The 26493-nt window shown below is 55.2% G+C and carries 20 protein-coding genes; 17 read left to right on the forward strand and 3 right to left on the reverse strand.

What is annotated here, in order from left to right; translation table 11 throughout:
* Positions 1–3 precede the first annotated feature (3 nt).
* From ACYVJT_RS10040 to ACYVJT_RS10065, 6 genes are read left to right on the forward strand one after another with little or no spacing between them, the layout of a single operon-like run.
* Positions 4–3363 carry an FtsK/SpoIIIE domain-containing protein gene (locus ACYVJT_RS10040; protein WP_343957373.1) on the forward strand — a complete coding sequence of 1120 codons (3360 nt, stop codon included), beginning with the start codon at positions 4–6 and terminating at the stop codon, positions 3361–3363.
* A gap of 30 nt (positions 3364–3393) precedes the next feature.
* Positions 3394–3948 carry a hypothetical protein gene (locus tag ACYVJT_RS10045; RefSeq protein ID WP_343957371.1) on the forward strand — a complete coding sequence of 185 codons (555 nt, stop codon included), beginning with the start codon at positions 3394–3396 and terminating at the stop codon, positions 3946–3948.
* A 27-nt stretch (positions 3949–3975) separates the two neighbouring features.
* Positions 3976–4719, forward strand: a complete 744-nt coding sequence (locus ACYVJT_RS10050; RefSeq protein WP_343957368.1) for a deoxynucleotide monophosphate kinase family protein — start codon at positions 3976–3978, stop codon at positions 4717–4719.
* Positions 4719–5189, forward strand: coding sequence for a hypothetical protein (locus tag ACYVJT_RS10055; protein WP_343957366.1), 471 nt, complete (start codon positions 4719–4721; stop codon positions 5187–5189). The genes ACYVJT_RS10050 and ACYVJT_RS10055 overlap by 1 nt, the downstream gene beginning before the upstream one ends.
* 4 nt (positions 5190–5193) lie before the next feature.
* A complete protein-coding gene (locus tag ACYVJT_RS10060) occupies positions 5194–5850 on the forward strand; it encodes a hypothetical protein (protein ID WP_343957364.1) in 657 nt (218 codons plus the stop codon).
* Positions 5850–6527, forward strand: a complete 678-nt coding sequence (locus ACYVJT_RS10065) for a hypothetical protein (protein ID WP_343957362.1) — start codon at positions 5850–5852, stop codon at positions 6525–6527. Before ACYVJT_RS10060 ends, ACYVJT_RS10065 begins: the two co-directional genes overlap by 1 nt.
* A 147-nt stretch (positions 6528–6674) precedes the next feature.
* Here the strand turns inward: ACYVJT_RS10065 and ACYVJT_RS10070 are convergent, their stop codons facing one another.
* Positions 6675–6848, reverse strand: a complete 174-nt coding sequence (locus tag ACYVJT_RS10070; protein WP_499418356.1) for a hypothetical protein — start codon at positions 6846–6848, stop codon at positions 6675–6677.
* Between the two features lies 1 nt (position 6849).
* Between ACYVJT_RS10070 and ACYVJT_RS10075 the strand changes: the two genes are divergently transcribed.
* The gene (locus ACYVJT_RS10075) at positions 6850–7278 is read left to right on the forward strand and encodes a hypothetical protein (RefSeq protein WP_343957358.1); all 429 of its coding nucleotides are present in this window, start codon (positions 6850–6852) and stop codon (positions 7276–7278) included.
* Positions 7268–7657 carry a hypothetical protein gene (locus ACYVJT_RS10080; RefSeq protein ID WP_343957356.1) on the forward strand — a complete coding sequence of 130 codons (390 nt, stop codon included), beginning with the start codon at positions 7268–7270 and terminating at the stop codon, positions 7655–7657. Before ACYVJT_RS10075 ends, ACYVJT_RS10080 begins: the two co-directional genes overlap by 11 nt.
* A gap of 389 nt (positions 7658–8046) precedes the next feature.
* Here the strand turns inward: ACYVJT_RS10080 and dnaE are convergent, their stop codons facing one another.
* Entirely contained in the window at positions 8047–14151 is a 6105-nt protein-coding gene (dnaE, locus tag ACYVJT_RS10085) for a DNA polymerase III subunit alpha (protein WP_343957354.1), read from the reverse strand.
* 93 nt (positions 14152–14244) lie between these two features.
* On the opposite strand from dnaE, the gene ACYVJT_RS10090 reads away from it, so the two are divergent.
* Positions 14245–16371, forward strand: a complete 2127-nt coding sequence (locus ACYVJT_RS10090; protein WP_343957352.1) for a lytic transglycosylase domain-containing protein — start codon at positions 14245–14247, stop codon at positions 16369–16371.
* Between the two features lie 72 nt (positions 16372–16443).
* Positions 16444–17604: a hypothetical protein gene (locus tag ACYVJT_RS10095; protein ID WP_343957350.1), complete on the forward strand. Its 1161-nt coding sequence runs from the start codon at positions 16444–16446 to the stop codon at positions 17602–17604.
* 57 nt (positions 17605–17661) lie between these two features.
* Here the strand turns inward: ACYVJT_RS10095 and ACYVJT_RS10100 are convergent, their stop codons facing one another.
* Positions 17662–17880 (reverse strand): helix-turn-helix transcriptional regulator, encoded by a 219-nt coding sequence (locus ACYVJT_RS10100; protein ID WP_343957348.1) that lies wholly within the window; start codon positions 17878–17880, stop codon positions 17662–17664.
* Positions 17881–18112: 232 nt separating this feature from the next.
* Here ACYVJT_RS10100 and ACYVJT_RS10105 point away from each other — a divergent pair, with 232 nt between their 5' ends.
* From ACYVJT_RS10105 to ACYVJT_RS10135, 7 genes are all read left to right on the forward strand, one after another.
* Entirely contained in the window at positions 18113–18508 is a 396-nt protein-coding gene (locus tag ACYVJT_RS10105; RefSeq protein ID WP_343957346.1) for an FKBP-type peptidyl-prolyl cis-trans isomerase, read from the forward strand.
* A gap of 2 nt (positions 18509–18510) precedes the next feature.
* A complete protein-coding gene (locus ACYVJT_RS10110; protein ID WP_343957344.1) occupies positions 18511–20511 on the forward strand; it encodes a helix-turn-helix transcriptional regulator in 2001 nt (666 codons plus the stop codon).
* A gap of 48 nt (positions 20512–20559) precedes the next feature.
* Positions 20560–20847, forward strand: a complete 288-nt coding sequence (gene tatA / locus ACYVJT_RS10115) for a Sec-independent protein translocase subunit TatA (RefSeq protein ID WP_343957342.1) — start codon at positions 20560–20562, stop codon at positions 20845–20847.
* 15 nt (positions 20848–20862) lie between these two features.
* Positions 20863–21735, forward strand: a complete 873-nt coding sequence (gene tatC / locus ACYVJT_RS10120; protein ID WP_343957340.1) for a twin-arginine translocase subunit TatC — start codon at positions 20863–20865, stop codon at positions 21733–21735.
* Between the two features lie 11 nt (positions 21736–21746).
* Positions 21747–24671 (forward strand): DEAD/DEAH box helicase, encoded by a 2925-nt coding sequence (locus tag ACYVJT_RS10125; protein ID WP_343957337.1) that lies wholly within the window; start codon positions 21747–21749, stop codon positions 24669–24671.
* Positions 24672–24709: 38 nt separating this feature from the next.
* A complete protein-coding gene (locus ACYVJT_RS10130; protein ID WP_343957335.1) occupies positions 24710–25663 on the forward strand; it encodes a hypothetical protein in 954 nt (317 codons plus the stop codon).
* Positions 25664–25744: 81 nt separating this feature from the next.
* Entirely contained in the window at positions 25745–26476 is a 732-nt protein-coding gene (locus ACYVJT_RS10135) for a polyprenol monophosphomannose synthase (protein WP_343957332.1), read from the forward strand.
* Positions 26477–26493: the final 17 nt, after the last annotated feature.

Below are 26493 nucleotides of genomic sequence, written 5' to 3' on the forward strand. Positions count from 1 at the left end.
TCTGTGAAACAGCAAAATAACCTCGCTATCCCCATTTTGATCGTCACCGCGGTGCTGTCGGTCATCGCTCAGTTCGCGGGTCTACCCGGTGGTGTCTTCGCCTGGCTGGGGCTGATGATTGCTGGTTTCAACTACCAGTTACCGGCGTTCAAAGCTGCTGAAAAGAACGAAGAGCACGTTGTGCGAGCACAGCTTCGTCAGAAGTTTTGGCGAACGCTGGCAACCAAGAGTATCTGGCCACCCAAGGGCTGGTCAGCACCACAGGTCCCCGAGGGTGCCAACTTCAAGAAGATACTCTCCACGTATCTGGCAGCGTGCCTAAAACTGCTCTACTCGGCGTTCTTCGCTATTATCGCGGGCCTCATCGTGGGAACCATGCCACAGTTACACGTCGATGGAGTGCAGCGTTTTGTTACCGGTCAACTGGGAGTCGATCACAGCATTGTCGATACTTTCCATCTGCTTAACGCAATAGCGGTGACCCTGACACTGCTGGCCTTGTCATACGCCAAGCGCATGAGCATCGACCCACAGGACATTTCACCAGGCACCCGCCTCACCGATGCCGTCACGGTAGCCAAAAAATCCCCACACCTGATCATTGCACCGGCGGCGTTGGGCGGTATCGCTGCCATCATTGTCAGCCCGTTCGCCATGGAGCAGTCCTTCTGGAATACCGGTCTCACGCTGCTACTCACAGTGGTCTCCGGCCTCATGGCAGGCACCTATCCAGCCGCCCGGCACCAGGCTATGACGCACTGGCGCAAAGTTGTTGAAGCACGTCACCAGTGGGATGAGCGTTTCAAAGCGCTGAAGCAAGACCCACCACCACGCCTGCTGGACATCATCGAGCACGGCACCCAAGAATGCCCGATAGTAACGTACCAATTCCAGTCCAACGTGCGCATTGGCGGTAGTGACGCGGCGTTGAAGATGGGAGACAAGATCGCCTCGACGATGGGCGGCTCGTCATCCGTTGCGCTGGCGCCGGTGGAACAAATGGACGCCTCGGGTAATCCTCGTCCCGGCACCGTTGATGCATTGCGTTTCGACATCCTCGAAATCCAAGACCCAGAAGCCGTACCATCCATCGCTGACGCCGAAACAGATAGCGACACCGTGGAAACGTTGCTGCGGGTGATCTTTGCCCAGGCTTCAGATGAAACTGCCATGCGCATCATGCCGCTGGCACACGACCCAATCACCACCGATGACTCAGAACACCAGGTGTTTTTCGTAGATTTCACCGGTGCACCGCCATCTGAGATTGCCGGGATGTTAGAGCCTGCTGCTGGTCGAATTGGTGTTGAGGTGCTGGGTGACCACCGCTTCAACGACTTTGCCGGCGCACTGTATGTTGGCACCTTCGACGGTGCTAAGTTCATGGAAAATTCTGGACTCAATGATCAAAAGATCGAGGAGCTTTTAGGCGAGCAATGGTGGAATCAGCGTTTTGCTGACGCTTTGAAACAGGGGGTCAATCCGCCAAGACCAGAGTGGCAGACTCAAAGCGTCCAAGAGCTTGCCGAGGGGATCGAAGTTGAACAATTAGCCTTCGTGATGCGCAACGGTATGACGATTGAAAAAGACTTCTTCCCGTTTGAGTCACAGATCGCAAACGCTTTGTCTGCATTCCCCTTCGTCTCACTGACCGGATTCCATGACCCCAGCGCGTCCCGGCCAGCGGAACGACATCGCCAAGCTTTCACCATCCGTAGAGCTTCACAGCCAGTGCCACGATCCATGGAAGATATACGCCCTGCACAAGGCTCCAAGGCCCCAGAGTGGGTGCTAGCTGACCTGGTGAACAAAGGGTTCGCCGATGCCAAACTAGAGCGTCCTGAACTCATCAACGCGCGCCCTATGAGCGCACCTGGCTCCCGGTCCCACCTGTGGCAGCTACGCATCAGGCTCTATGGCGGGGTGACCCTGGCAGATATTCGACGTAAAGCCAGTCAGCTGCGCAGCGTCTGGTCTGTTGAATACCTTCGAGTACGAGAAGACATCGAGGGTGTGCGAATCATTGCTGGCACACACCCGGATCGTGTGGAGTTGACCAAGCGCGCCAAACAAGACATTGATGCCATGGAATGGGAGCAAATCTTCACCGACGCCGGTATCAAATCAGAATCTGGCACCATGCCGCAGCTGATCTCATCGGAGACCGTTGAGGATAACGACAAGATTGAGGTCAAAACCTTCTCACTGCTGGGAACCGGGCTGTCGCTTGAATCGTTCACCGCTCGACGCAACAAGCTGGAATCAATCTCAGCCAATTTCTTTGTCCAACCGCAAATGGCAGAATCACGCAACCCCTCCGAGATAGAGCTGGTCATCTCTGAGACTGACCCGATGCCGTTTCCTGCCTTGGTTGACTATGACATCGTGGACCAGGCCGAGGGCGGCTTTCCTATCGCCACTGGCCTCTATGGTGAAACGATTTGGTGGAACCCTGGCACTGACCCGCACGTACTGTTCTCGGGTACCACCGGCTCCGGTAAATCCATCACCATCCAAAACATCATCTATGCCGCCTTAACCCAAGGGATGCTGGTCTACGTCCTGGACCCAACTAAGGGCGGCGCGGACTTCATGTTTGCCAAAGACTATGTGGCCGGGATGACCGGAGATGTCTACGAGGCTGCTGCCATCATGCGCCATGTCTATGAGCAGGTTGGCCTGCGAAAGCAACTGGTCACCGAGCATGGGGTCGAGAAGCTATCGAATTTGCCAGACGATGTTCGCCCACCCCGCGTTCTGCTGGTGTTAGATGAGTTCACCTCGCTGATGGAGCAGGAGAAGCCCCAGCCAAAATCCGAAAACCCTGAAGCCGAAATGGCACGTGAACAACTGCTGCGTCTCAACGCACAGAAGCAGGTTATCGGTGAACTGGTTGGCCGTATCGCTCGTGAAGCGCGCTCTGTAGAGATTACCCTACTGTTGGGCACCCAGCGTCTGAGCTCCAAGGTGTTAGACAGCATTCCTGGCGCCGGAGATTTAAAGACCAACCTCGCACGCGGCATCCTTGGTCAAACGACGCTGGCGGACCGTCAGGTGGCTTTACGCAACCCCTATGATGCACCGAACCTGGGTGAGAAGATCGCACCAGGACGCGGACTCTGGGAGCCAGTTACCGCAGCAAAGGCCTCCATTATCCAAAGCTGGTATGAACCTGGGGAGCAGCCTGCTCTACGAGAATATTTGGCTGAACGCATCGAAATATGGCCCCCGGCAGACCGTCCCGAATGGCAGCATCACGTCCACCGCCCCGAAACACTCACCGAAGCACGGCACATCGAAGCTGAAGAAACCCAAACGGTTGAGCGCGATCTGGGAGAAATGCAGCTCGACTTAGAGTTCTAGGTTGGGCAACGCGCCGGACACTGACTGGGTATGAAGAACTTACTCAACATTTTCAACCCCTCCGTGTCCAAGACCGACCGCAAAGGCGTGGACTCCTGGCTGGGCACATGGATTACATCGCTGCGTAACCAGGGTGAAATCAAAGTCACCTTAGAAAAGAACGACGTGCAACAGTCCATCTACCATGGTTCCCTTGCGCTGTCGATCATCATGGAGGCATTTGCACACCAGTACGGGGCCTCTATGAAACAGGTCATGCCCAAGCTGCGTCGCGAACGTCTCAAAGCTGTGCCATACGCCGGTATTGATGATGAGCCAGATGAACTACTGCTTGGTCTGAGCATGATCAATACCGACAGTTCAACTTGGTTCATCGATGAAAGCTACCGCGACCTGGTCTACCAAGTCGTCGATGAATACGGCATGGACGAGGCTGTGGTCGCGATGAGCACCGTTGCACAGCATCTCCACAGGATGCTCACCAGCAAGCACTCTCGCATTGATGTTCTGGACATCGCCATCCGCGTCGGTGACACCTTTGTGACGGCCACCAGCTCCGACGCCGCCCAGGGCAAAAGCTCGTAGTCAACCTTCCACGAAAGAACCTTGCATATGACACAGCTCGTCGGTCTGACCGGCCTAAAGCGCAGCGGTAAAGACAGTGCCGCACTCCAACTCGTAGGCCATCACGGTTTCGTCCGCGTCGCGTTCGCCGATCCGGTCAAACGGGTACTGGCCGATCTGAATCCGTATGTCACCAGGCCAACAGAAGATCAACGGGTGAGCCAACTCTTTGCTGAAATACAAACCTTAGAGCATCGCATCGGCAAGGCTTTTACTGTCAATACCGTTGCGCCTATCAGATCGTCACACGTCACGATGGCTGTGCGTAGACTCGACCCCCTGTTGAGCGGTGACCATCGTATGGCTGATGTGTTGGCTCGGGTGGACGGAAACTGGGATCGTCTCAAAGAAGACTCCAAGGACATCGCGCCAGAGGCTGCCGCGGAAATTCGGCGACTCCAACAGATCATCGGTACAGAAATTGGCCGACAGCTGGTCAGCGACACTATTTGGGTGGATACGGCGATGGACACTGTGGAGAAACTGCGGGACCGTGGAAAATCAGTAGTGATCTCCGACTGCCGGTTCGATAACGAAGCGCAAGCTGTTCGGGATGCCGGTGGCATCATGGTGCGGGTTGACCGACCTTCGCTAACCAGCCAACCGGTCGATGGCCACGCTTCGGAGCAAGGTGTTGCCGATGAGTTAATTGATGAAGTGATCGTCAATGACGGTGACCTGAGTGACCTTCACGCCAGCATCGACAGAGTGATCGCCAAGGTGCGTGCATAATGGACGCCGGTTTCATTCTTGGTGCCATTGACGCCAAATATCCGCGTGCCGTGATGGTGCCTGAGATCAGCATCAACGACCCGTACTGGCACGACTGGGATCACCGACCAAGCCCAGACAAACGCACCGATGGCCACAAACCGTTTCGTCGCATTGATGCACTGATGTTCGAGTCGTATCAACGCACCGCTATCGAGGTGAAAATCTCTGCGTCTGACTACCATCTGGACACCCAGCAGAAGCGCCGACCATGGCAGCGGGTTACCCACCGATTCATCTATGCGGTACCGCACCATCTCAACGTCATGGCCCCGCATGGGTGTGGACTGTGGAAGATTCACGACGACGGCTCCATCGAAGTTATCAAGAAGGCCATCGTCAACAAGCACCCCGAACCACTGGCCCAAGATGTGGTGCTGCGACTGGCATATCGGGCCGCTGACAAGAAATTCCCGGAAACGGATCTGTGAAGGTATGAGCCAAAACCCTGTCTCCTTCCAGCATCTGAATGATCTACTCGAAATAGCTCGTCACGCGATAAAGCACGGTTTTGAGCTGGTCCGTCTTGGGCACCTGGCATACGACAGTGACGACACCGCGCCCGACGGTTGGATCATGCACTTGGCAGCCCACGAACGCTGCAACAATCGGCAGGACAATGCCAGTGCCATGATCGAAGCGTCACCTGATTCGCTGCCCTACATCTTGACCACCGAACTCACCGGTCGTCAAGACATCATGTCGTGGATTGACCGTCAGGACACCTGTCACAAGAGTGACTTCACCGCACTCGATGAGCAAATCTTCGATGCCGTGCACCGCGGCTGGGACGTTCAGCGAACCCTGCGACCAGAACACTCTTTCCGAGGCTTACGGTTCGATACCGGGCAGTCCTACGAAGTGTCAGCCAGCAACTATTTCTACAACACCACCGGCCACCCCAGTCACAGATCAACTTCAGCACCCGTTTCACGCAATTACCTCTTCAACACGCAAGGGGGAAAGCTGGGAGATACGGCTATTACCAATGGTGCTGAGACAGTGAACACCCACCACATGATGCAGAGCATCGCCCAGATTGCGCCGTGGTTCAGCGGCATAGCCGAACCAGAAGACGATGAGGATTTCTGATGACACGACACATCATCCAGCCTTTGACCACCGACGACTTAGCATACTGCGATCACATGAATCGGGCACCCTACACCTCGCTGCTCGACCTGTTCAACTCCGAGATAGGCAACGGGAAGCACATCCTCGACGTAGTGCGCGACGACGGACCCTACCGGCACTTGCAAGTCACCGACACGCGGGACAACAGGAGCCGTTATGACATCATCACCTGGCCAAAATACCTCACGATTGCAGGGGAGCGGGGCAGCTTCACTTTTGCCGCCGGACCCGATGACATGCTGCCGCTATTCGACCGACAAGTGAACCCCGGATACTGGGCTGAGAAATTGAAATCTATGCACCCAAACGATGTCTTCGGTTATAACGATCTGCATTTTAAAAAATGGTTGCTAGGGGATTTCTGGCGGCGTAGCCGGACCCTAGATCATGACCAGACGACCGAATGGTGGGAGTCACTGGGCCGTTGGTTGCTCAGCGACTCACCGCTAGCAAGCATCATGGACGAAGCTGATGTGCTGCACGCCCTGGCCTATATCGATGCCCCGCGAGGTCACTATGTTAACACTGGCCACGGCATGTGGGACACCAATGATTTTCATTACGAATACAGCCTGGCGGTCATCCTCGCCGGCGTTCGGACGTATCTAGCTTCGAGACACATGGCAAAGGGATGACCGATGTTCACCACCATAGACACCACATACCCCGTTGCACGCCAAAATCATCTCTGCGAGGTCTGTGGACCAGGTATTAAAGCAGGCGATCAATACTCCCGCACAGTTGCAGTTGATGGTGGGGATTTTAGCGTCTTCAAATGCTGCCTAGAAATCTGCCTCAGTGTAGTCAACAAGTGTTTCAGAGATGACTTCTACGACTACCTTGGTGGCGGTGTCACCGGAGATGATGCACGCGAATGGGCGCACAATAACGCTGGTAGCGGCGCACGGATAGACGACCCAGACGCCCTCAAACTTCTCCAACGATTGGACCATCACAATGCCCAACCCACTTCGTAACCCAGCCGCCGTAGAAGCCGCTGCCAAAGCGTTGGCCGACCAAATCCTGGTCACACCGTGGGATGATCTTTCAGCCCAAACACAAGCCGCATTCATTGTAGACGCCGGTGTCGTACTGCACGAAGTAGTCGTCTCAGTTGAGCAAGACTCGGTTGTCGAACCCATGGTGCAGCAGCCACATATTGCAGAGGCGATCAAGAAAGATCAAATAGCCACGGAACGCCGGCTGAAAAGATACGACAGCGCACTCCAGTCAATTTATGACCAGCACCAAATCGCATGGGAAAGATGCCTAGACGGAGGCGGACCAATCAACCCACAGTGCGCCACATGCAAAGTGCCATACCCCTGCAAAACCGCAGAAATCATCGAACGACTCAACAAAAACAAGGAACGCCATGCGATCTGACAAATATATCAAGGCTGCTGTAGCAACAGAAATGATCGAGCTCATCGACGACGTGGACCCTCTGAGCTACCGCGAAGTTTACGAGATGGATGACGCTGAAATTCAGCGCGCCAAAACGTTTGAACGCCGAGCAACGGCCACCATCACCGTCGATGCTGACGATCACGTTATCATCCCGCGACCACATGTGCCGCACGGCCCAAAACAACTCACCGCAGACGCCTCCGATGTGCAATACCTACGCGAGGCCGCTCAGAAAATCCAAGACTTCTACAAGCCATTTGGCAGCAATCTTCGTGCAGCCATCGTCAAGCTCATCGACGAGGCCGCCGATGCCATCGAAGCAAACAGCAAAGACCACCACGATGCCCCAGAGTAATGCCCAAAGGGACGCCAGTATCAGCTGCCATACGGGAGCACATTTTGATTGCAGTCAGAGCATCGAGGGGATCAACGACACGCAGCGCCTGTGCCACTGCCCATGTCACCCCATAGAGGCCACATCAGTTCACTGATGCTGTTGCAGCATACGGCGGTTCCCATGCCCTGAGAGTTGCGCTCAAAGAGGTGCTGAATGTCCATCAGCGCGTCGTGTGGGGGCCAACAGGCAAGTACTGCTGCCAAGCCTGCACCGCCGCCCACGTGCGCTATCCATGCCGTACTGTTATTGCCATAGCCCAGGGCCTCAACCTCATCTAGACTTCTTTGCAACGAAAAACAGGCTGTCATCTATCTCGGGTGACAGCCTGTGGTGTTGAAATCAGTAGTTCAAAGCGTGGCCAGCAGTTGCTCGGCAACCTTCGCATCTTCTTGCGAGCTACCGCTGGACAGGACCACAACCGCCTTCCGCTCGGGAAAGACATTCTGGTCATGCTCCAAGACTTCATCAATAAGGAATCGACGGAACTCTCCGGCGTAGCTCACCAGATGAGAGCTGTTCTCGGATATCACACCAAAGGTCAGCTTTGACAAGAAGTAGACAATCCAACCGTCGCTGGCTGTCACTTGTAGGTCATGCTGCTCCACTTCAGGCTCCTGTTCATCACCAGCCTTCTTCTCCTGGTCTTTTTGATGCACTTTCTCCTGATGATCACCGCGATCAGATGCAGCAACCTTCACCGGTGTTTCTTCCGGCTCGTCATTCTCATCGAGGCCGTCTTGCTCGTCGTTGCGGCCATCGTCCAGTTCACCAGCATCGTCAATGGCATCTGCCAGCATCGAGGTCTGCCACGGCTCTTCAGCGACCTTCGTAGGGTCATCTGGCAACCACACACGTGAGGCAAGAATCTCCTGAGTGGACTGCTCTTCGCCTTCGTCATTAACCCACGTGTTGGCTTTGACTTGGCCAGATACGACCATCAAGTCACCAATGTTGGGCTCTTGGGAACTGCGCATCATTTCACGGTAGCCCTCGTTGAAGATGACGACCGGCAGCGAGCCACTGTCTGAAAGCTCGGATTTTGCCATACGGCCCGACCTGGAAACAAACGACTTATAGGCCGACACCACGCCGACATGGCACACGGCATGAACCTCATCATCCAGATCATCGAGCCGGTGAACGTCAAGCGAGAAGCCATGATCGTGATCGGACAGTGATTCTGAGACTTCATCAAGATCAATCGAGTCAAGGGTGTTCGATCCAACGACCGTACCGATCACGATCCGCTGGCGAGCATCACGCTCAATGATGCCGAATTCAGTCTCATCGACCGGCAGATCAACAGCCTTTGCAGTGTGGAGATTTTTCAGTAAGCCCCGGCGAGTGCCGAATTCATCCATGCCACCGGCCTCAATGAGCGCCTTCAATGCCGGAGTGGTGATGCCAGTGACTCGGGTTGCCACATCGTGCAGCGAGCTGAACGGCCCGTTTTCGTCACGTTCAGCAATGATCTTCTCAGCAGCTTTCCCGACATCACGAATCTCAGCCAATCCCAGGTGCACTTCACCATCTACCGGTGCTGAGCCAGCCTGAGAGGTGTTGACCGACGGGGCTTGGATCGGGATGTTCTCAGCGATCAAATCTTTGATGACCAGCAGGCGCTTTTCTTCGTTATCTGAGACGGCCAGCATCGCAGCAGAGTACTCAACCGGGTGGTTGGCCTTCAGCCATGCAGTCCAGTAGGCAACCATGCCATACGCGGCAGAGTGCGATTTATTGAAGGAGTAGGCAGCGGCACCCTCAATGAAGTCCCACACACGGTGTGCGGTTTCGTCTGAGAACACCGGACTGTAGACATTTCCATTCTCGTTGGCGAATTCTGCGCCAGCACCCTCAAACCACCATCCCTTCACCTGATCCATGAGGTCTTTGGATTTTTTACCGATGGCACGGCGCAGCGTAGAGCGTTGCTTATCATCGAACCCGGCGACAACACGGCCTAGCAGCATGGCTTGCTCCTGGTACAAAGCGGCCTGGTAGGTCTCACCCAGGACCTCGTGTAACCATTCAACCTCTTGCTTGTCGGTAGACAGGTGAGAGTAGCTTTCGGCCTTATCACCACGTTTCTTGGAGGCATAATCGGCTGGCATCCCGGCAGACAATGGGCCGGGACGGTACAGTGCGACGACTGCCGATAAGTCGTTGAGGTCGTTAGGTGCCACGTTACGCACGACTTCGGTCATCCCAGTGGAGTCCAGCTGGAAGAGTCCCGCGGTTCGGCCCTGGCGCAACAGGTCATAGGCAGCATCGACGGTGTCGTCATCATCGTTAGGGTGGGGGATGTCACGTACTGAAAGCTCGATACCTTGGTCGCCAAGGTATTCAAAGGTACGGTCCATGTAGTCGAGGTTTTGGATCGCCAAGAAGTCCATCTTCAGCAGCCCCATGTCCTCGCACATGTCGCCGTCCCAGATGATGATGTCTGGATCGTCTTCAGTGGCACCGGGGCGCAACGGCACCATGTCGGTGAGCGGTTCGGTGGAGATCACGAAGCCACAAGGGTGAATGGATAAACCTTTGGTGATGCCCTCCATTTGACGTGCAAGCTCGATAATCTGGCGCCCCGTTTCACCGGCAGAGTCAGCAACATTGTAGAATTCCACCTTTTGCGGGTGGCTATCATGCATGGCGTCCAAGTCTTTGAAGGGGATCGGCTCACCGCCACCTTGTGACTCCAAGATTTTGGCAAGTTCATCACCGAGCTTGAAAATCTGCCGGCGACGATCTTCTTCTTGACGTGTTTCGATCTGCCCAGCGTCAGGTGTGAGCACCCGAGCAGCATCACGGACAGCGGCGCGTGACTTCGATGCCTGGAATGAGCCGATCTGAGCCACGTGGTCGTAACCGTATTTTTCACCGACGTACTGGTAGATTTTCCAGCGCTGATATTTAGGGAAGTCTAGGTCAATGTCGGGCATCCCAACACGACCGCGTTCAAGGAATCGCTCAAACAATAGTCCGTTATCTAGTGGGCAGACATGGACAATACGCAGGATGTAGGAAACGATGGAGCCTGCCGCTGAGTTATGCACTGCGTAGGAGTCCGTCATGTACGAATGGTCACCCGGCACAGTGAAATCATAGACTTTATCCACGTCGTGACGCTCTTCAATCGAGCGAACTCGGTGGTAAATGTACTGGTCATCAACTGCGCCGCGGCCAGCCTGCATCCGGGAGCCGTCGAAGTTCTCAGTAGTGCGGATGGACCAAGAAGTAGATCGGTTTGCGAACTCTTCCCGGTCATCGGTGCGTTGGTCTTCAATAACACCAGCTGGAGCACCAACAGCCCACAGGAGGTCTTTGACCTGGCGCATCAGGGCAGCAGATGAGGTGCTGTAATTCCAGCGCGGATATTCGCCCCCGGTCGAGCCGTCACCCCACCATAGGCCGTGCAGCAGCGATTTCTTATGCTCGATATCTAAATCATCGACCCAGGACGGCAAATGCTTCGTCTGAGCTGTGAACTCATACCGGTCAGCCAATTGGCGGATCAGGGCGCGCGCAGGTGTTGAGCGGAAGTCCCATTGTGTGAGATCGGTCTGAGCATGGTTTGAGCGCGTGATACTACTGCCGAACACTTTTTCAATCATCTTTGGAATGGTGTTATCAGCAGTGGAGCGGCGTTCAGCAAACCCAACGACTTTGGGGCTGTCTTGGCGAATCCAGCCATTGGACGCCCAGGCACCCAGTAGGAAGAGGAAATTGTGATCAACTGTGACGTACCGCTTGACGGAGGTCATCACGGTGGAGCATTGGTCGGTGTGCTCAATCCATTGTGCGATGGAGCTGAAACCAACGCTTTCAAGATGCCTGATGAGCTTTGTACGGTTCGCTCGACTGCGGCTGTTTTCTTGTATCAGCACAGCATTATTCCCACCGTTGGTCGTGGCGCTGCGTTCTGCTCTAATAAGAGAGCGTAGACCATTCCGGCTCACACCGGTTGCCTTGGAAACATCGCGCACTGAGTGATCGTAGGAGCGATTCACACCGAACGATTCAATGATTTCATCCTCTGTCACGGTGAACTCTACGCCGGCAGGTGCGACCTCGGGAAGGAAATCTGCTAGGTCAAAGGAACTTGGCGCTGTCCCTGTGGATGTGGGTCGTGGGATGCACACAAAGTCGCCCACTTCAACGTCCTTCGCCTGTACCCAGATTGGCTCAGAATCGAAACCCTCGCCCCATCGTGCACCGCTATTGAGCCTGATTTTGTCGGTTTCGACAGCGGCTTTCCGGATCAGCACCTTGTGATCTTTTGTCATCGTGTTGCCGCGCCCGTCGAACCAGGATCGAATGGTCAGCAACGTCTCGTTCACATCGTAAACAAATGTCTGCGTCACCGGTACGTGCTGCCCAGTGTGGGTTCTGACGATATCGCCCCGGACAATATCTGGCAGCGGTTTGTAACCCTGCTCGGTCCAGACCATAGTGTCCGCAGTCAGACATCCGCGTCCCGCACCTGTGGTGATCCCGTTGCGTTCACAGAAGTCCATGATGTCCCAGGTGATCAAAAAATAATCACTGAACCCCATGTCAGAGATGACAGAGAGTTCATGATCGATACGTTCAACTACCTCGTCATCGTCTCGCCAGTCGTCACCATAGCGGTCAACTGCATAGTCCTCCACGAGGTGTCGGAGATAATCGTCAGCCGATGAAAAACCCTTTGGCAGCGCGAAGGTCGGCAGGCGCATCTCTGGCTCGGGAACGGTGTCAGCTTCAACCATGTCCGCGAATTTTTGGGTGTTGCTGACAGCGTCTTGCCAGTAATCTTCTTCGTTGATTGAACGCACTTCGGTCTCTGACATCAGGTGGTACCCGGAGCCGTTGAATGCGAATCGACCGGGGGTGTCTAATGACTTGCCAACACCTACTGCCAGAAATGCATCATGGGCTTCTGCATCGTCGTAATCGAGGTAGTGCGAGTCATTGGTGACGACAACATCAAGATCAAAGTGGTCAGCCATCGGCAGCAGGTGATCCATGGCGTATTGCTCAGAGGTGATGCCGTGATCCATGATTTCCACAAACACATGCTCTTTACCGACCGCGTCAATCAATGTTTCGGTGGATTGGTAGGCGCTGTCGAGTAGTGCCGTAGATTCTCGGACACGCTCACCAAGCATGAAGAGCAATCCATCTACCAGGCTTTCGGAAAGTTCATTGACATAAACCTGCTCGATGATGCCATACAGCATGTCAATCAGGTCTGCCTTGTCAGCCTTCTTTTGCTTCGCCGTGCGTGACCGGTCATTGCCGTGGTCGATAACATCTATGGCTTTGACGATATTGGCAACTGTCTTGGTATCGAGGGTTTCACCAGTCTGATCGATGACAGACAAAGCATCTGGTTTGATGGTGGGGTGCGTGGCGACGACCGGGTGGTCGGTAGCTTCAATCACTGCGACAGCATCGGCGGCCAAAGATTCTATGATCCCCGAGCGAAGCTGGGCAATCGGACGCGCTAGGTGGGTGAAGTCGCGATGGAGAACACCAATATCAAGACCTCTGAGCGTGTGGGCGATCTCGGCCAGATATTTTTCAGAGACGTTGGCGTCACCAGCAGCGATAGCATCAAACACTGTGTCTTCAATATCTGCCAACGTATCGTCGTCTGCTCCGGGGTGTGCACGTTCCGCTAAGTCATGCAGATCGTTTACCGCTGCGCTGACAGCATCTTCGTTGGCCTGGTCTTTGGCTTCATTAAGAATCTGCTGTAGCTCATCCCGGTCGTCATCGGCCAGCCGTTCACCGACTCGGTCAACGATGCGCTCTATGTGGGCGCCAAATTCTTTACGCTGTGCAGGACGAGCTTCAAGATGATCCCACAGCAGGCTTTCTAGTTCTTCAAGCTCAGCGTCATTGATGGCGGGACCAAGCGCTGTTGCCAGGTCCAGCTCATCCAGCATCAGTTGGGCGATCACGCCGGTCTGTGCAGCTGGACCAGCAACGGGTGAGGCCAGGCAACCGGTGAGCACAACTATACCTTCGCCGTATTTTTTCAACAGCTCGTAATCGATCAGAGGGTGCTTGCCGGACTTAGTCTTCTGAGACTCATTGTGCATCAGAATCAGGTTGTGCCAGCCAGTGCGATTGTGCGCCAGCACTGTGAGGTGATAATACGATTTGCGTTTTAGACGGCCAGACACCACATCGGTGGCATCGCCCATACCCGCATCGTTATAGAACTGCATCGTTTCAGGTTCATGACGCGACCCAATGGATAGGTATGCCTCCATGCCTGGGATCGGCTTGATGCCATGCTTTTTGGCGGATCGTGCGAACGCCCACAGCCCACCTAGCGAGCCGTGGTCGGTTACAGCACCGGCATTCATGCCGGCATCAGATATTGCCTTTGCCACATGGTCGAGTCGCGCTAGCCCGTCGAGGGCCGAGTGCTCGGTGTGAACGTGGAGGGGTACATAAGCCATGCTCCGACAGTGTCCGGCACCGCTGTTTTCCGGAGACAGGTCCACCCCGGACACTTCCACAGGATAGAAATTCTGACCCTCTGGAGACGATTCGTGGCCGACACCCCAAAGCTGCCCAAGCCAAAGCCCAAGGCTGCCTCGACCCCTAAAGCACCCAAGCCCCCGGAACCCAAAGCTGGCGCACCAGCACAGGTCAATCCAGCTGCCGACAAGCCCATGGGCACGACCAAGCTCTCCAAAGAGCAGCTGAACCAAGAGGAACAAGGTCTTGCGAAGCAGGCTGCTGAACGTCAACAGAAATCGAAGGGTGACTCAAAGAAGAAGTCCTCGTCTATGTCGGACCGCGCCAAGAAAATGGGCGGCAATGCACTAAAAGGCCTCGACAAAGCCGGTGAGGATGGGGGATCGAATAAAGACGACTCAATGGCCAAGCGCGGCGCTCAGCAGGTCGGCAAAGACGCTGCAAAAGTAGCATCGGGCGCGATCAAGGGGGCGATGAAGGGCGGCTGGGCCGGTGCCGGTATTGGCGCTGCAAAGGCAGTCGTGAAGTCCAAGTCCTTTTGGACTGTTATCTTGGTCGTCTTTGGAGGCATCACCCTCTTCCAAACAGTGATCAGCTCACTGTTGCTGTTTGGCCTATTCGGCGACACAGACTCTGGTCATGAATCCGCCTCTCGGAGAGATGCTGGCGAATCAGTAGCCGAAGAAGCATCATCCTCCTATGGCGGTAACGGCACTGTTGAACGGATGCTGCAAAACACAGCCAATACTGCGGGTGCAGACTTCTACGTGCTGTCCGCTGTCCTGGCCGAAGAAAATGCATCAACTGATGATGGTGAACGTCCCGATGACGGATGGTTCGGACTCACCGATGATGCCGTTGAAGAACTGGTCGTAGACACTCCTGGCGCCGAGCAAGAAGAAGACCTGGAGATCGAAGACGAAGCCCGGTGGGTTGCCGATGCCCTGTCTGCACAACAGCGCGAGGTAACCGGCACCGACGTACCTATGGACCTTGCCACAGGGTACACGCTGGCAGTTACGTCTGGTGGTCGGACACCTATTGAAGGTCAAGACGAACTTCGCGAACAGACATTTGATACCTGGATTGAAGTTGTCGAAACAATTCCCATCGTTGATGCGGATAGTAAAGCGCAATCCATCGTTGACCGGGCGCGCAACTGGAAGGTAGGTGGTGCTGAGTCAGGTGGCGGACCGATATGCACCCCTGGCGGTGGGGGAGGCGGAAGCGACTCCGTCAATATCCCCGACCAGTATTTGTCAGCCGTTGAGGATGCCGCGGCAGAATCAGGTTTTAGCACAAGCTTTATCGGTGCACAGATTCAAGCTGAATCAGGGTGGGACCCGAACGCACAGTCGCCTGTGGGAGCCATGGGCATCGCACAATTTATGCCTGGAACCTGGTCATCATTTGGTGAAGGTGGAGACCCCTGGGACCCAGAAGACTCTATCGCTGCCCAGGGCCGGTACATGAAGTATCTGCGGGAATTCATGGAAGACCATGCCGAGGATGAAGAGCATCTAGCTCAGCTTGCGCTGGCCGGGTATAACGCCGGTCAAGGTCGGGTGCAGCAGTACAACTTTGACCTCGATGAAATGTTCAAGCACGGAGAATTCAGGACGCAGACCAAGCCATATGTCGAAAAGATTCTGGCTGCATCTGAAGGCGACTACACCTCCGACTGTGTGCCTGGTGGCGGTGGTGATGTCCCAACCGGCAGCGTGACTGAGGCCTCTATGTATCTTGCCTGGGACAACATTGTTAGTCTGCCAAGCAGCATGGCTCACGGTTATGGTCGATCCGCTGCAAAACCAGAATTCGTTGAGGTATCGTCCGGGATCAACTCTGACTTCCATACCGCCTACTTCACCGACTGCGGCGTGTTCGTTGCTACCGTGATGCGCAGCAGTGGCGCCGATGAAAGTTTCCCCGTTCGAGGTACCGCAGTGCAGCAGTCGTATTTACGAAATAGCGACAAGTACGAGACTTTCTATCCGTCGAGCGAGGGCGATCTACAATCTGGTGACATTCTATTTTTGAATGGTCACATCTTCATCTATACCGGTGAGCGTCATGCGGGTTCTGATGGTCGTTCACAGGGCGCGTCACTAAGCACACGTCCACCATCAGGCCACCACACCTACCTTTCTGACGGCAGGGGCGGGTACGAAGTCGCTCGTCTAGTGAATGCCGAATAGTGGGTATATTCAGTGTCCGGACACTGAGCATCTAAACACGTAGTATTTCCAACATTCTCCAAAGGAGGAGCAATGTCGAAGTCGATCAAGACATACTGGCCCATTGCTGGGATTATCGCAGTGCTAGCCGTCATCGTATTGGCTCTGCTCCGACCTTGGAGCACCCCTGAAACTGAGCTGACCTTTGAAGTATCGCCCAACCAGGTGGATGTCGTAGTAGGCGGTGAAGATATGGGAGAAATCACCCATGGGGAAGTGGTGACGGTAGAACTGTCAGGTGAAGTCATGGTTGAAGCATCTAGTGCAGGCTTTGAACCCGATTCCTTACCAATCACCGTGGAGCCTGGCGAAGCGCAGATCGTGCACGTCAGTCTGATCCCGTCATCGGAAGAAGCTGAAGAGCTTGTCGAGGAAGAGGAAGCGGTTAGTGAAGAGCAGATTGTGACTGAGGAGTACCACGAGCTTGCCGAAGATATGCACGACAAGCACCCTATCTTGCATGATCTGCCACAAGAGGGCAGCCATTATGGTGCCTATCAGGGTCTGCCAGAGGGTTCTTCAACTCATGACTTTGGTGTTCACTTGCACCTCTATTCCGGCCACGAAGATAAGGGCCGTGAACAATTCCACACCTGGATGGAAGGCACTGGATATAACCCCGGCGACTATCTAATTGTGGAGACCGTCAAGGATGAAGCACCTCCGGTTGCAGCAGGTGACGGACCTTCGTGGAGTGAACTGAAAGCTATGGGTCCACAAGACATTTCGGTGCCCAGTGACGCCTCTGCTGATGGTCTGTCTGTCGATGAACTTGCCTTGCACTTTGTCGATGTCTCAACGACCTGGGACGCCGGAGAAGACATTCACCACACAGACGGACTCATCCGGTCCAAGCCCTTAATGACCAGCGCGCTAGCTGACACCGTGCAAACACCGCACCGCCCAACTCCGTCTGAATCTTGGTGGACAGCATATGAGCACAGCGCGAAGTCCTACCCATGGATTATCGAATACGAAGCACTGGACCATCAGAACGACAGCGCAGTGGAGATGAGCGTGTGCTGGGCGTGGATTGCCGATGACATGGAGCCAGTCATTGATGGACCACGCACACTAGAGGCGACCATCGACACCACCGGCGAAACCAACGTCATCGATGACTTCCACTACGTGGACCCAGACGATTTCGTTGACAACTCCGGTAGCCCCTGTATTCCAGAGGACGCACCGTAACCATCTGAGCTTCTGCGCATAGCGCCCCGGTCATCGTCATGGTGGCCGGGGCGTTTTCTATGCCGCCCGTTTGCTGCGTACCCACTCGTAGACATCTTCAGGAAGGTACTTCACAGAGCGACCGCCATACCTCACAGGTGTCGGTCCAGTGCCGGCAGAGTTCCAGTTACTCAATGTCTTTGGTGCAACATCTAAATACTCGGCAACCTCATCTCTGGTCATGAGTCGAGGGAGATCATGCTTGGTTATCTTCGGTTCTACTTTTGAAACAGCCATACATAGGTAGTGTCCGGCGGCTTTCCCAACACCGGTCACCGGGGGCACTATGATGGCCCCAGAGTGCTCTGTGGGGATAATGGACACTTTTACGAACACTTTATGAACACTTTTGAAAGGGCATCTTGAGGAATTACCAGGGGAGTAGCGGGTATTGTAGGGAACGAATTTGGCGCAGTGCCACGCGCCTGTAGACATGAAGACATCAAATTCAACCGACTAAAGGAGACCCATGTCATTTGGTAAACGTGAACTTGACCGCACCCGTCCTGAAATCGATTTCCCCGGCGACACCCCGCCAGACGATCTCGTCATCGAAGACCTCATCGAGGGCACTGGAAAAGAAGTCACATCCGGCTCACCCATCTCATGCCACTACGTTGGCGTGGCATGGTCTACGGGCGCAGAATTTGACGCGTCCTGGAACCGTGGCGAGCCGCTAGATTTCACCGCAGGCATCGGCCAAGTCATTACTGGCTGGGACCAGGGGCTGCTGGGGATGAAAGCCGGCGGCCGTCGCCGTCTCGAGATCCCGCCCCACCTGGGGTACGGAGAAGCCGGTGCGGGCAACGATATCGGCCCAAATGAGACCCTCATTTTCATCGTAGATCTGGTGGAGGTTCGCTAAACGTGTCCCGTTCCGCGGAACGCATTGTTTCGCTGCTCTGGCTTCTGTTAGAAGCCGGAGCAGCGGGGCGCACCAAAAGCGATATTTTCAACTACCTCTACGAACACCAGAACACGAGCGACACTGCGAAACAGCGGCAATTTTCTCGCGATAAAGAAGCGCTGGCAGCCATTGGCGTACCGGTTCAATGGCACCAGAATACAATTGCCGACGATGTCTATGTGATCGATCCTGATCGGCTCTATCTGCCAGAGCTGTCGCTGACCGATGAAGAGATCCTCGCGTTGCACCAGGCACGTGCCTTGTGGATGAAAACCCCGATCGAGGATGCCATTCACAGCGCGCTGGCCCGCATGACGGCCGGACAACCGGTGTCCCGGCCGATGGTGGGCGCCCAACTGGCCACCAGCCAAACCCTTTTGACTGACCTCGTCGCCGCAGCACGCGACCAGACGCCCATCCGGTTCCAGTACCGAACCGTTGAGCAAGATGATGTCGTCACTCGGCGACTCCGTCCCTGGGCAGTGCTCATGGCACATCAACACTGGTATGTAGTCGGATGGGATCTAGACCGTGCTGGCGAACGGATCTTTCGGCTTTCCCGTATTGAATCCACAACCATCACCCCATTACCTTCCGACGCGTTACGCGGACAAGAGCGCAACTCGGCGCGACCGGCACATTTCGACATCGCAGAGATCCGTCAGCGACTGCGTACAGATCAGCAACCGACCGACGCATACGTATGGCTCACTGAAAACACGCCGTCAAGTCTGCGCGTTCGCGCCGACATCGTCGACTCCACAGCTGGTTGGGAACTAGCGCATTTTACGTATCGTGACCCGTTGAAGGCAGCTGCTAGCATCGTCGCACTGGGATCCCAAGCCATCGTTGATACCAGGCACGGCACTGAACTTGCCGAACTGGTCTCCGATATCCTCGCTATCATTCGCGATGTGCATGCTGGCACATCGGCCCTCAGCGTGCCGAAGCTGACCAAAGTCGCCCGCACCCGTCGGCGGGCTGGTGACAAGGACGTCATTTCACGTCGTCTAGGGATCGTTGCCGTCGTAAATCACCACGGCGGAGCGCTCTCTCGTCAGCAACTACGTCAACGATTCGGCATCAACGAGACCACACTGACCGACGACCTGTCGGCCATGCAATTCTGGGGACTGCCAGAAACAGATTTCGCTGGCGGTCAATTCGAACTCGATCCGACCGCTGACCCGGTAGAAATAACCAACGCGGAATTGCTTGCCCAACCGTGGCAACTTTCTGCTCCAGAAGCACTCGGTATCATCTCTGGCCTCAATGCTGTACCGACGATTCCGGGCGTTACCAAGGTGCAAGAAGCAGCCGCACAATCTTTAGCGACAAAACTTCGCGATGCTATCGATATGGTCAACCCCACGGTCGATGCCCACGATCCCATAGTGCATCCAGATTTAAGCCTTGGCGAAGACGATGAGGTCGCTGAAGTACTTCATCAGGCAGCGCAACTGCACCGAGTTGTGGACATCAGCTACTTTTCGGAATCCTCCGGACAGATCAGCACCCGCGCAATCGAACCACTGCAACTCGTATATGCCTCAGGACACGGATATGTCCGAGCGTGGTGCCGTGAAACCAACAGTCTGCGGACGTTTCGTGTCGACCGGACGGGGACCGCGTCGATTACCGATGAATATTTTGATCCCACCACTCGACCTCTCACCAGTGACACCATCGCGCCGGCCGTCGATGCAACAGCCATCAGCGTCATCATCCATGCCACGCATCGCATCCGTGATGCAATCGGTACCTATCATCCAACGGCTACAGCCGTTGCTGCTGATGGTTCGCTTTTTGCACAATTGGCATTCCAGACACTGACACCATTACTAGGGCTCTTAGCGATGCATCCTGGACAAGTCGTCATCGTAGAACCCCAAGAAGTGCGCGCCGCCATTTGGGAACTCACGCAGGATGCCATCATCACACACTATGAGTCAACTCGATAAGTTGTCTCTGAGCTGTAGAATAGACCCACTTGTACAGAAAGGTAGACTATGCAGATCTTTAGAAACCCAGTCATTCTCCTGGTGTTGATCTTGCTGGCATTCTTGCTCTTTGGGGCCAATAAGCTGCCCAAAATGGCACGCAACATGGGCCAGTCAATGCGCATTCTGAAGTCTGAAGTCAAGGAAATGAAATCCGAGGGCAAAGACTCCAAAAAGAAGGATAAAGCCCAGGACAAGACACACGCCGACGATGATACAGAGGCCGTCGAGGGCACGCTCATCTCAAAGAACAACGAGACGACGAACTCTGGTTCGGAAGAGCAGCCTTCCAAGTAGCGTATTCTCAGCTCCATGACTTCCACTGACCAAAGTCATTCCGCATCGAAGAAGGGCCGCAAGAAGCGTCCAAAAACTCCCGAGGGGAACATGTCGCTTCGCGACCACCTTCGGGAGTTACGCAACCGTTTCTTCAAAGCGGGTATTGCGATTCTCCTAGGGACGATCGTTGGCTTCATTGTCTACCAGCCTGCCTTTACGATTCTGACCGAACCCATCACGCGCCTTTCGACAGAGGAAGCCCCCGTTGAGGTGATCTTCTCCTCGGTAGCCCAACCGTTCGACATTATGTTGCAGGTTGCGCTGTTCATCGGACTGATTCTGTCGTCACCAATATGGCTCTACCAAGTCTGGGCATTCATTGTGCCAGGGCTCCGCAAAAACGAGCGCCGTTATGCAATGGGATTCATTGCTGCCGCGGTTCCACTGTTTGTCGGGGGCATAGCCCTGGGCTGGTTTGCGCTTCCTCAAGCGATGGCGTTTTTCACGTCCCTGACCCCCGACGGCACGGCACACCGTGTACTCGCCACGGTCTATGTTCCTTTCGTAACCAGACTGCTGCTGGCTTTTGGTATCGCGTTGGTGATCCCGGTGATTTTGGTTGGGCTCAATATGGCGGGCATACTCGAGGGCAAGACAATGCTCAAACACTGGCGTATATCGGTTTTCTTGATCGCTGTGATAGCCGCGATGGGTGCGCCCGGTTCCGATGTGATGACCATGTTCTACCTTGGTGCACCGCTTGCACTCCTCTTCGCCCTGGCACTCGCTATCGCTTTGCTCGGCGACCGAAGGCGTGCCAAGAAAGCAGCAAAAGAACACACCGCGGGCGACGCGGAGATTCAGCGCGGGGCACAGCCGCTGTCTGAAATGACACACGACGACTAAAATTGGAGCGTATGAGCGCCGATTCTTCTGATCATCAGCATCACGACCTCTCACCATCGGAACGCTATGCAGCTTCAAGACGGCGAACGGAATTTGCCAAGACGGAAGTCGGGCAGTTTTCAGCGGCACTAAAATTCCCGATGGATCAGTTCCAGGTGGAAGCATCACAATATCTTGAAGATGGACACGCGGTCCTCGTGGCAGCACCTACTGGTGCAGGCAAGACTGTTGTCGCGGAATTTGCCATCCACTTAGCTTTGGCCCAGGGCAAGAAGGCCTTTTACACCACCCCGATCAAGGCGTTGAGTAATCAAAAATACACCGATCTTGTAGCGACCCATGGCGCTGAAAAAGTCGGACTCCTCACCGGCGACACCTCGCGGAACCCCAACGCACAAATTGTGGTCATGACCACCGAAGTCCTGCGCAACATGTTGTATGCAGAGTCCACCACATTAGAGAACCTTGGCTATGTGGTCATGGATGAAGTCCATTATCTCGCCGACCGATTCCGCGGTGCTGTGTGGGAAGAAGTTATCATCCACCTACCTGAATCAGTACAGCTCGTTGCGCTTTCGGCCACCGTGTCGAATGCCGAAGAATTTGGTGCTTGGCTTGATACTGTGCGTGGCTCAACTGCAGTCGTCGTCTCTGAGCATCGACCCGTGCCGCTGTGGCAACACGTGGTGGTGGGCAAAGACCTCTACGATTTGTTCTCCATGACGGGTGAGAAAGAACCCACCACCCGGGTCAACCCGGAGCTTGTCCAACTCGCCCAAAGTATTCAACGAGACGCTCAGGCCAATGATTGGGGTCGTCCCGGAACACGTTCACGCAACCGTCAACGAACCCGTGGGGGCCGTAGGCAGGGCGATCGGCGGCAATCGGATCATGGGGGAGCCCGGGGTAGACCGCAGCCACCGCGCAAAGATCTGCGTGTCTCGCGTCCGCAGATGGTGCGCATGCTCTCCAGAGAGGGGCTTCTGCCGTGCATCGGGTTCATTTTCTCACGCAACGGCTGTGATGCTGCGGTAGAACAGTGCCTCAGTGCTGGTCTTGATCTCACCACCGACACCGAGAAACAACAGATACTGGAAACGGTTGATCGCGCCGCGACCGTACTGGCCGAACAGGACCGTGACGCCCTCGGTTTCTGGGGGTTCCGAGATGGTCTGCGGCGAGGATTTGCAGCCCACCACGCCGGGTTACTGCCGCTGTTCAAAGAGATCGTCGAAGAACTGTTTGCGACCGGCCTCGTCAAAGTTGTGTTTGCCACGGAAACACTTGCATTAGGCATCAACATGCCTGCTCGAACCGTGGTCATTGAACGACTGGTCAAATTTGACGGTGAGTCGCATAAAGATATCACCCCGGGGGAGTACACCCAGCTGACCGGTCGAGCTGGTCGACGCGGTATCGATGTCGAAGGGCACACGGTGGTACTGTGGCAACCTGGGCTAGACCCAAGTGCTGTTGCTGGGCTCGCCGCTCGACGAACGTATCCGTTGAACTCGTCGTTTAAGCCAACCTACAATATGGCGGTCAACTTGCTGACACAGTTCGGCCGCGAACGATCACGCAATATTCTGGAATCCTCGTTCGCTCAGTTTCAAGCAGACCGGGCTGTAGTCGGCATAGCACAAGAGGTTCAACGCCAAGAACATTCCCTGACGGGCTATGAAGAAGCCATGGAATGTCACCTCGGTGATTTCACCGAATATGCGCGCTTGCGTGAAGAAGTGTCCAAAGCAGAAAAAGCCGCATCCCGCTCACGGAACCGGGCCCAGCGTCGTGCCGTAATGGAATCACTCAATAAACTTGCGGTGGGCGACATTATCGATGTGCAGGGCTCCCGAGATTTAGGAACATCCGTGGTGGTATCTGCGGCGGGCAACCCCACAAACCCACGTGTCGGGGTTGTGACAGCCAAAGGACAGCTACGGCGTCTCTCCACCGAAGAGATGGATGAGCCGATCGTTCCGTGTGCTGGCGTTGAACTACCACGCAAGCTGCTGACCAAGTCACCAAAGCACCGCAAAAACATCGCCGGATGGATGCACGGTGCAATCAGCCAACAGCGCCCACCCATTTCCGATGGCGAAGCACCCGTCGGATTCCGTTATAAGGATGAATTCGATCTCAATCAGGTAGACGAGCTGCGAAAAGAGCTACATGCACATCCTTGCCACGGATGCCCTGAGCGAGAAAACCATCAGACCTGGGCGAACCGGTGGCAAAAGCTTCGCGCCGAAACCGATAAAAACATCGCAAAAATCCAAGGCCGAACCAACACTATTGCGCGGACCTTCGACCGCATCGTGACCCTACTCACGGACTTCGGATACGTGGAATATGATCATGTCACCGAACGCGGCAAGAGCTTGCGCCGAATCTACGGTGACCGTGACCTCTTGGTCTCCATGCTCTTACAATCTGGCCTCATGGACGACATGTCACCCGAAGACCTCGCAGGGTTAGCAGCCCTGTTGGTTTTCGAAGCACCAACCGAAGACCAGGTATTCCAACCGGCTATGCCCACACAAATGCTACAAGGCGCACTCGATATTGTGGACGAGCATTGGTACACCCTGGAACAAGCTGAACGGCAGGCTGACCTGACAGTCACCGCCCAACCGCATCCCGGATTAGTATGGCCAATTGTGCGATGGGTTCGTGGATCCGAACTCCTCACATCGCTCAGTGGCAGTGACATGGCAGCTGGAGATTTCATCCGGTGGGCACGCCAAGTCATGGATCTCTTAGGTCAGCTCGCGGGTCTCGATGATACCCACCCGGACCTTGCCCGACGCTGCCGCCGCGCCAAAGACCTGGTCAACCGTGGTATCGTGGCGTACTCCTCAACGGTTCGACTGCCAGATGAACGCAAAGATGATGACGACTACAACACAATCGAACGACTGGATTTGAATCAGTGATCACGAACCTACTTTTGACCAATGGATACGTGCATTCAGTGACGGAGCCCTATGCCAATGCGCTACACGCCGACAACGGAGTTACTGCCTGGTTGGGTTCCGACGAAGCCGGCGAGCAGATGGTCGCGGCAACCGCATCGGGGCTGGTAGAGCGTCGGGATTTGGACGGTGGACTGATCACCCCTGCCTTCGTCGACGGGTTTTCGACCACCCCGCTCGTGTCGGACGACGCTCGAAATGCGCTGAGCTCAACCGTTCCAACACCGCGCAGTGTGTATTATGCACCCCTAGATATGAACGCAAGCGATGCCGACGGCATCTATATCGCGGCAAATCAACTGGGTCGGCTCGAAGAAGTGATTTCCGGGATTAAACCGCCAACACAGATGCTCCTAGAGTCCACCCAACCACAGCAGCTAGAACACATCTTGAGTGTCCTGGAACAACAACTCAATGCCACACTGATGCGTTCTCGACACCGGGTGCTCATCAACCACCACATCAGCGCTGAACAGATTTCCCGGCTTGTGGAATCACACATTTCTGTGACGTTACTCCCTGCTATTATCGACGGCCTCCCCGTCATATATGCACCTGTTGCTGACTTAATTGCAGCTGGAGTCCATGTGGCCACTGGGACAGGGGAGTGGACCGGCTCGATCTGGACTGTGCTCACCGCGCTGATTGAACACCGGGACGCTGCTCAACGGATTTCTACGCGTGCCGCATTCAACACTGTCTCACGTGATGGCGTCCGTGTCTGGCCAAGCCGCATAGCTCAAGAGAATATGGCAGCCGGGCAGATTGCCGTAGGTTCACCGGCTGATTTCAACGTGTGGCGCGCCCAGGAACTTGGCGTACAAGCGCCCGACGTCAAGGCCGCCCACTGGTCCACCGATAAGCGCGCGGGAACTGCGTTATTGCCCGTCTTGTCATCTACGGATTCCGCGCCCACCCTGGAACTACGAATCCGTGATGGCCAAGCGTTGTAGCTTCACCCAGTTTGGCTAGCTATAATCGGAGGTTGATCCCGGCCCGATAGTCGGGGACTCTCGGTAAGAAAAGGACAACTTGTGCGCGCATTGACTATTATCCCCACCTATAACGAAGCTGAATCTTTACCCGGCACACTACAACGTCTGCGTGCGGCCGTGCCGGAATCCGACGTATTAGTGGTGGACGATAATTCGCCCGACGGCACCGGGGTCTGGGCTGATGCACAAGCTGCCAAGGACGACCAGGTATTCGTCCTTCACCGCCAGATTAAAGATGGCCTAGGTGGCGCATACATTGCTGGGTTCCGCTGGGGCTTACAACGAGAATACGATGTGTTAGTCGAAATGGACGCTGATGGCTCGCATCAGCCAGAACAGTTGCCCCGCTTACTCCAAGCCGTTGATGAAGCCGATCTTGTCATTGGTTCTCGTCGCGTGCCAGGCGGCAAAATGGTGAACTGGCCATGGCACCGAAAATTGCTGTCCATTGGCGGATCGCTCTACCCACAGATCCTGTTGGGCCTCCGGCTCACAGACATCACGGCTGGCTTCCGCGCGTACCGAGCTACCACCATTGCCGACATGGACCTCGACGCTGTCCAGTCCAAGGGGTATGGCTTCCAGGTCGACATGTCGTTCAGAACTGCCCGGCTTGGTAAGCGCATCGTTGAGGTCCCCATTACTTTCATGGAACGCGAGCATGGTGAATCCAAGATGTCAGGAAATATTGTCACCGAAGCATTCACAAACGTCACCAAGTGGGGGCTGGCCGCACGCCTAGAGAAACTGCAAGAACGCATTGGTCGCTAAGATGTAGACCCCAGCAA

This window comes from Yaniella soli (assembly GCF_054782375.1).

Bases quoted from the DNA above. Each gene is read 5' to 3' on its own strand.
- ACYVJT_RS10045 (WP_343957371.1), top strand. From the start codon at position 3,394: ATGAAGAACTTACTCAACATTTTCAACCCCTCCGTGTCCAAGACCGAC.
- ACYVJT_RS10050 (WP_343957368.1), top strand. From the start codon at position 3,976: ATGACACAGCTCGTCGGTCTGACCGGCCTAAAGCGCAGCGGTAAAGAC.
- ACYVJT_RS10055 (WP_343957366.1), top strand. From the start codon at position 4,719: ATGGACGCCGGTTTCATTCTTGGTGCCATTGACGCCAAATATCCGCGT.
- ACYVJT_RS10060 (WP_343957364.1), top strand. From the start codon at position 5,194: ATGAGCCAAAACCCTGTCTCCTTCCAGCATCTGAATGATCTACTCGAA.
- ACYVJT_RS10065 (WP_343957362.1), top strand. From the start codon at position 5,850: ATGACACGACACATCATCCAGCCTTTGACCACCGACGACTTAGCATAC.
- ACYVJT_RS10075 (WP_343957358.1), top strand. From the start codon at position 6,850: ATGCCCAACCCACTTCGTAACCCAGCCGCCGTAGAAGCCGCTGCCAAA.
- ACYVJT_RS10080 (WP_343957356.1), top strand. From the start codon at position 7,268: ATGCGATCTGACAAATATATCAAGGCTGCTGTAGCAACAGAAATGATC.
- dnaE (WP_343957354.1), bottom strand. From the start codon at position 14,151: ATGGCTTATGTACCCCTCCACGTTCACACCGAGCACTCGGCCCTCGAC.
- ACYVJT_RS10095 (WP_343957350.1), top strand. From the start codon at position 16,444: ATGTCGAAGTCGATCAAGACATACTGGCCCATTGCTGGGATTATCGCA.
- ACYVJT_RS10100 (WP_343957348.1), bottom strand. From the start codon at position 17,880: ATGGCTGTTTCAAAAGTAGAACCGAAGATAACCAAGCATGATCTCCCT.
- ACYVJT_RS10105 (WP_343957346.1), top strand. From the start codon at position 18,113: ATGTCATTTGGTAAACGTGAACTTGACCGCACCCGTCCTGAAATCGAT.
- tatA (WP_343957342.1), top strand. From the start codon at position 20,560: ATGCAGATCTTTAGAAACCCAGTCATTCTCCTGGTGTTGATCTTGCTG.
- tatC (WP_343957340.1), top strand. From the start codon at position 20,863: ATGACTTCCACTGACCAAAGTCATTCCGCATCGAAGAAGGGCCGCAAG.
- ACYVJT_RS10125 (WP_343957337.1), top strand. From the start codon at position 21,747: ATGAGCGCCGATTCTTCTGATCATCAGCATCACGACCTCTCACCATCG.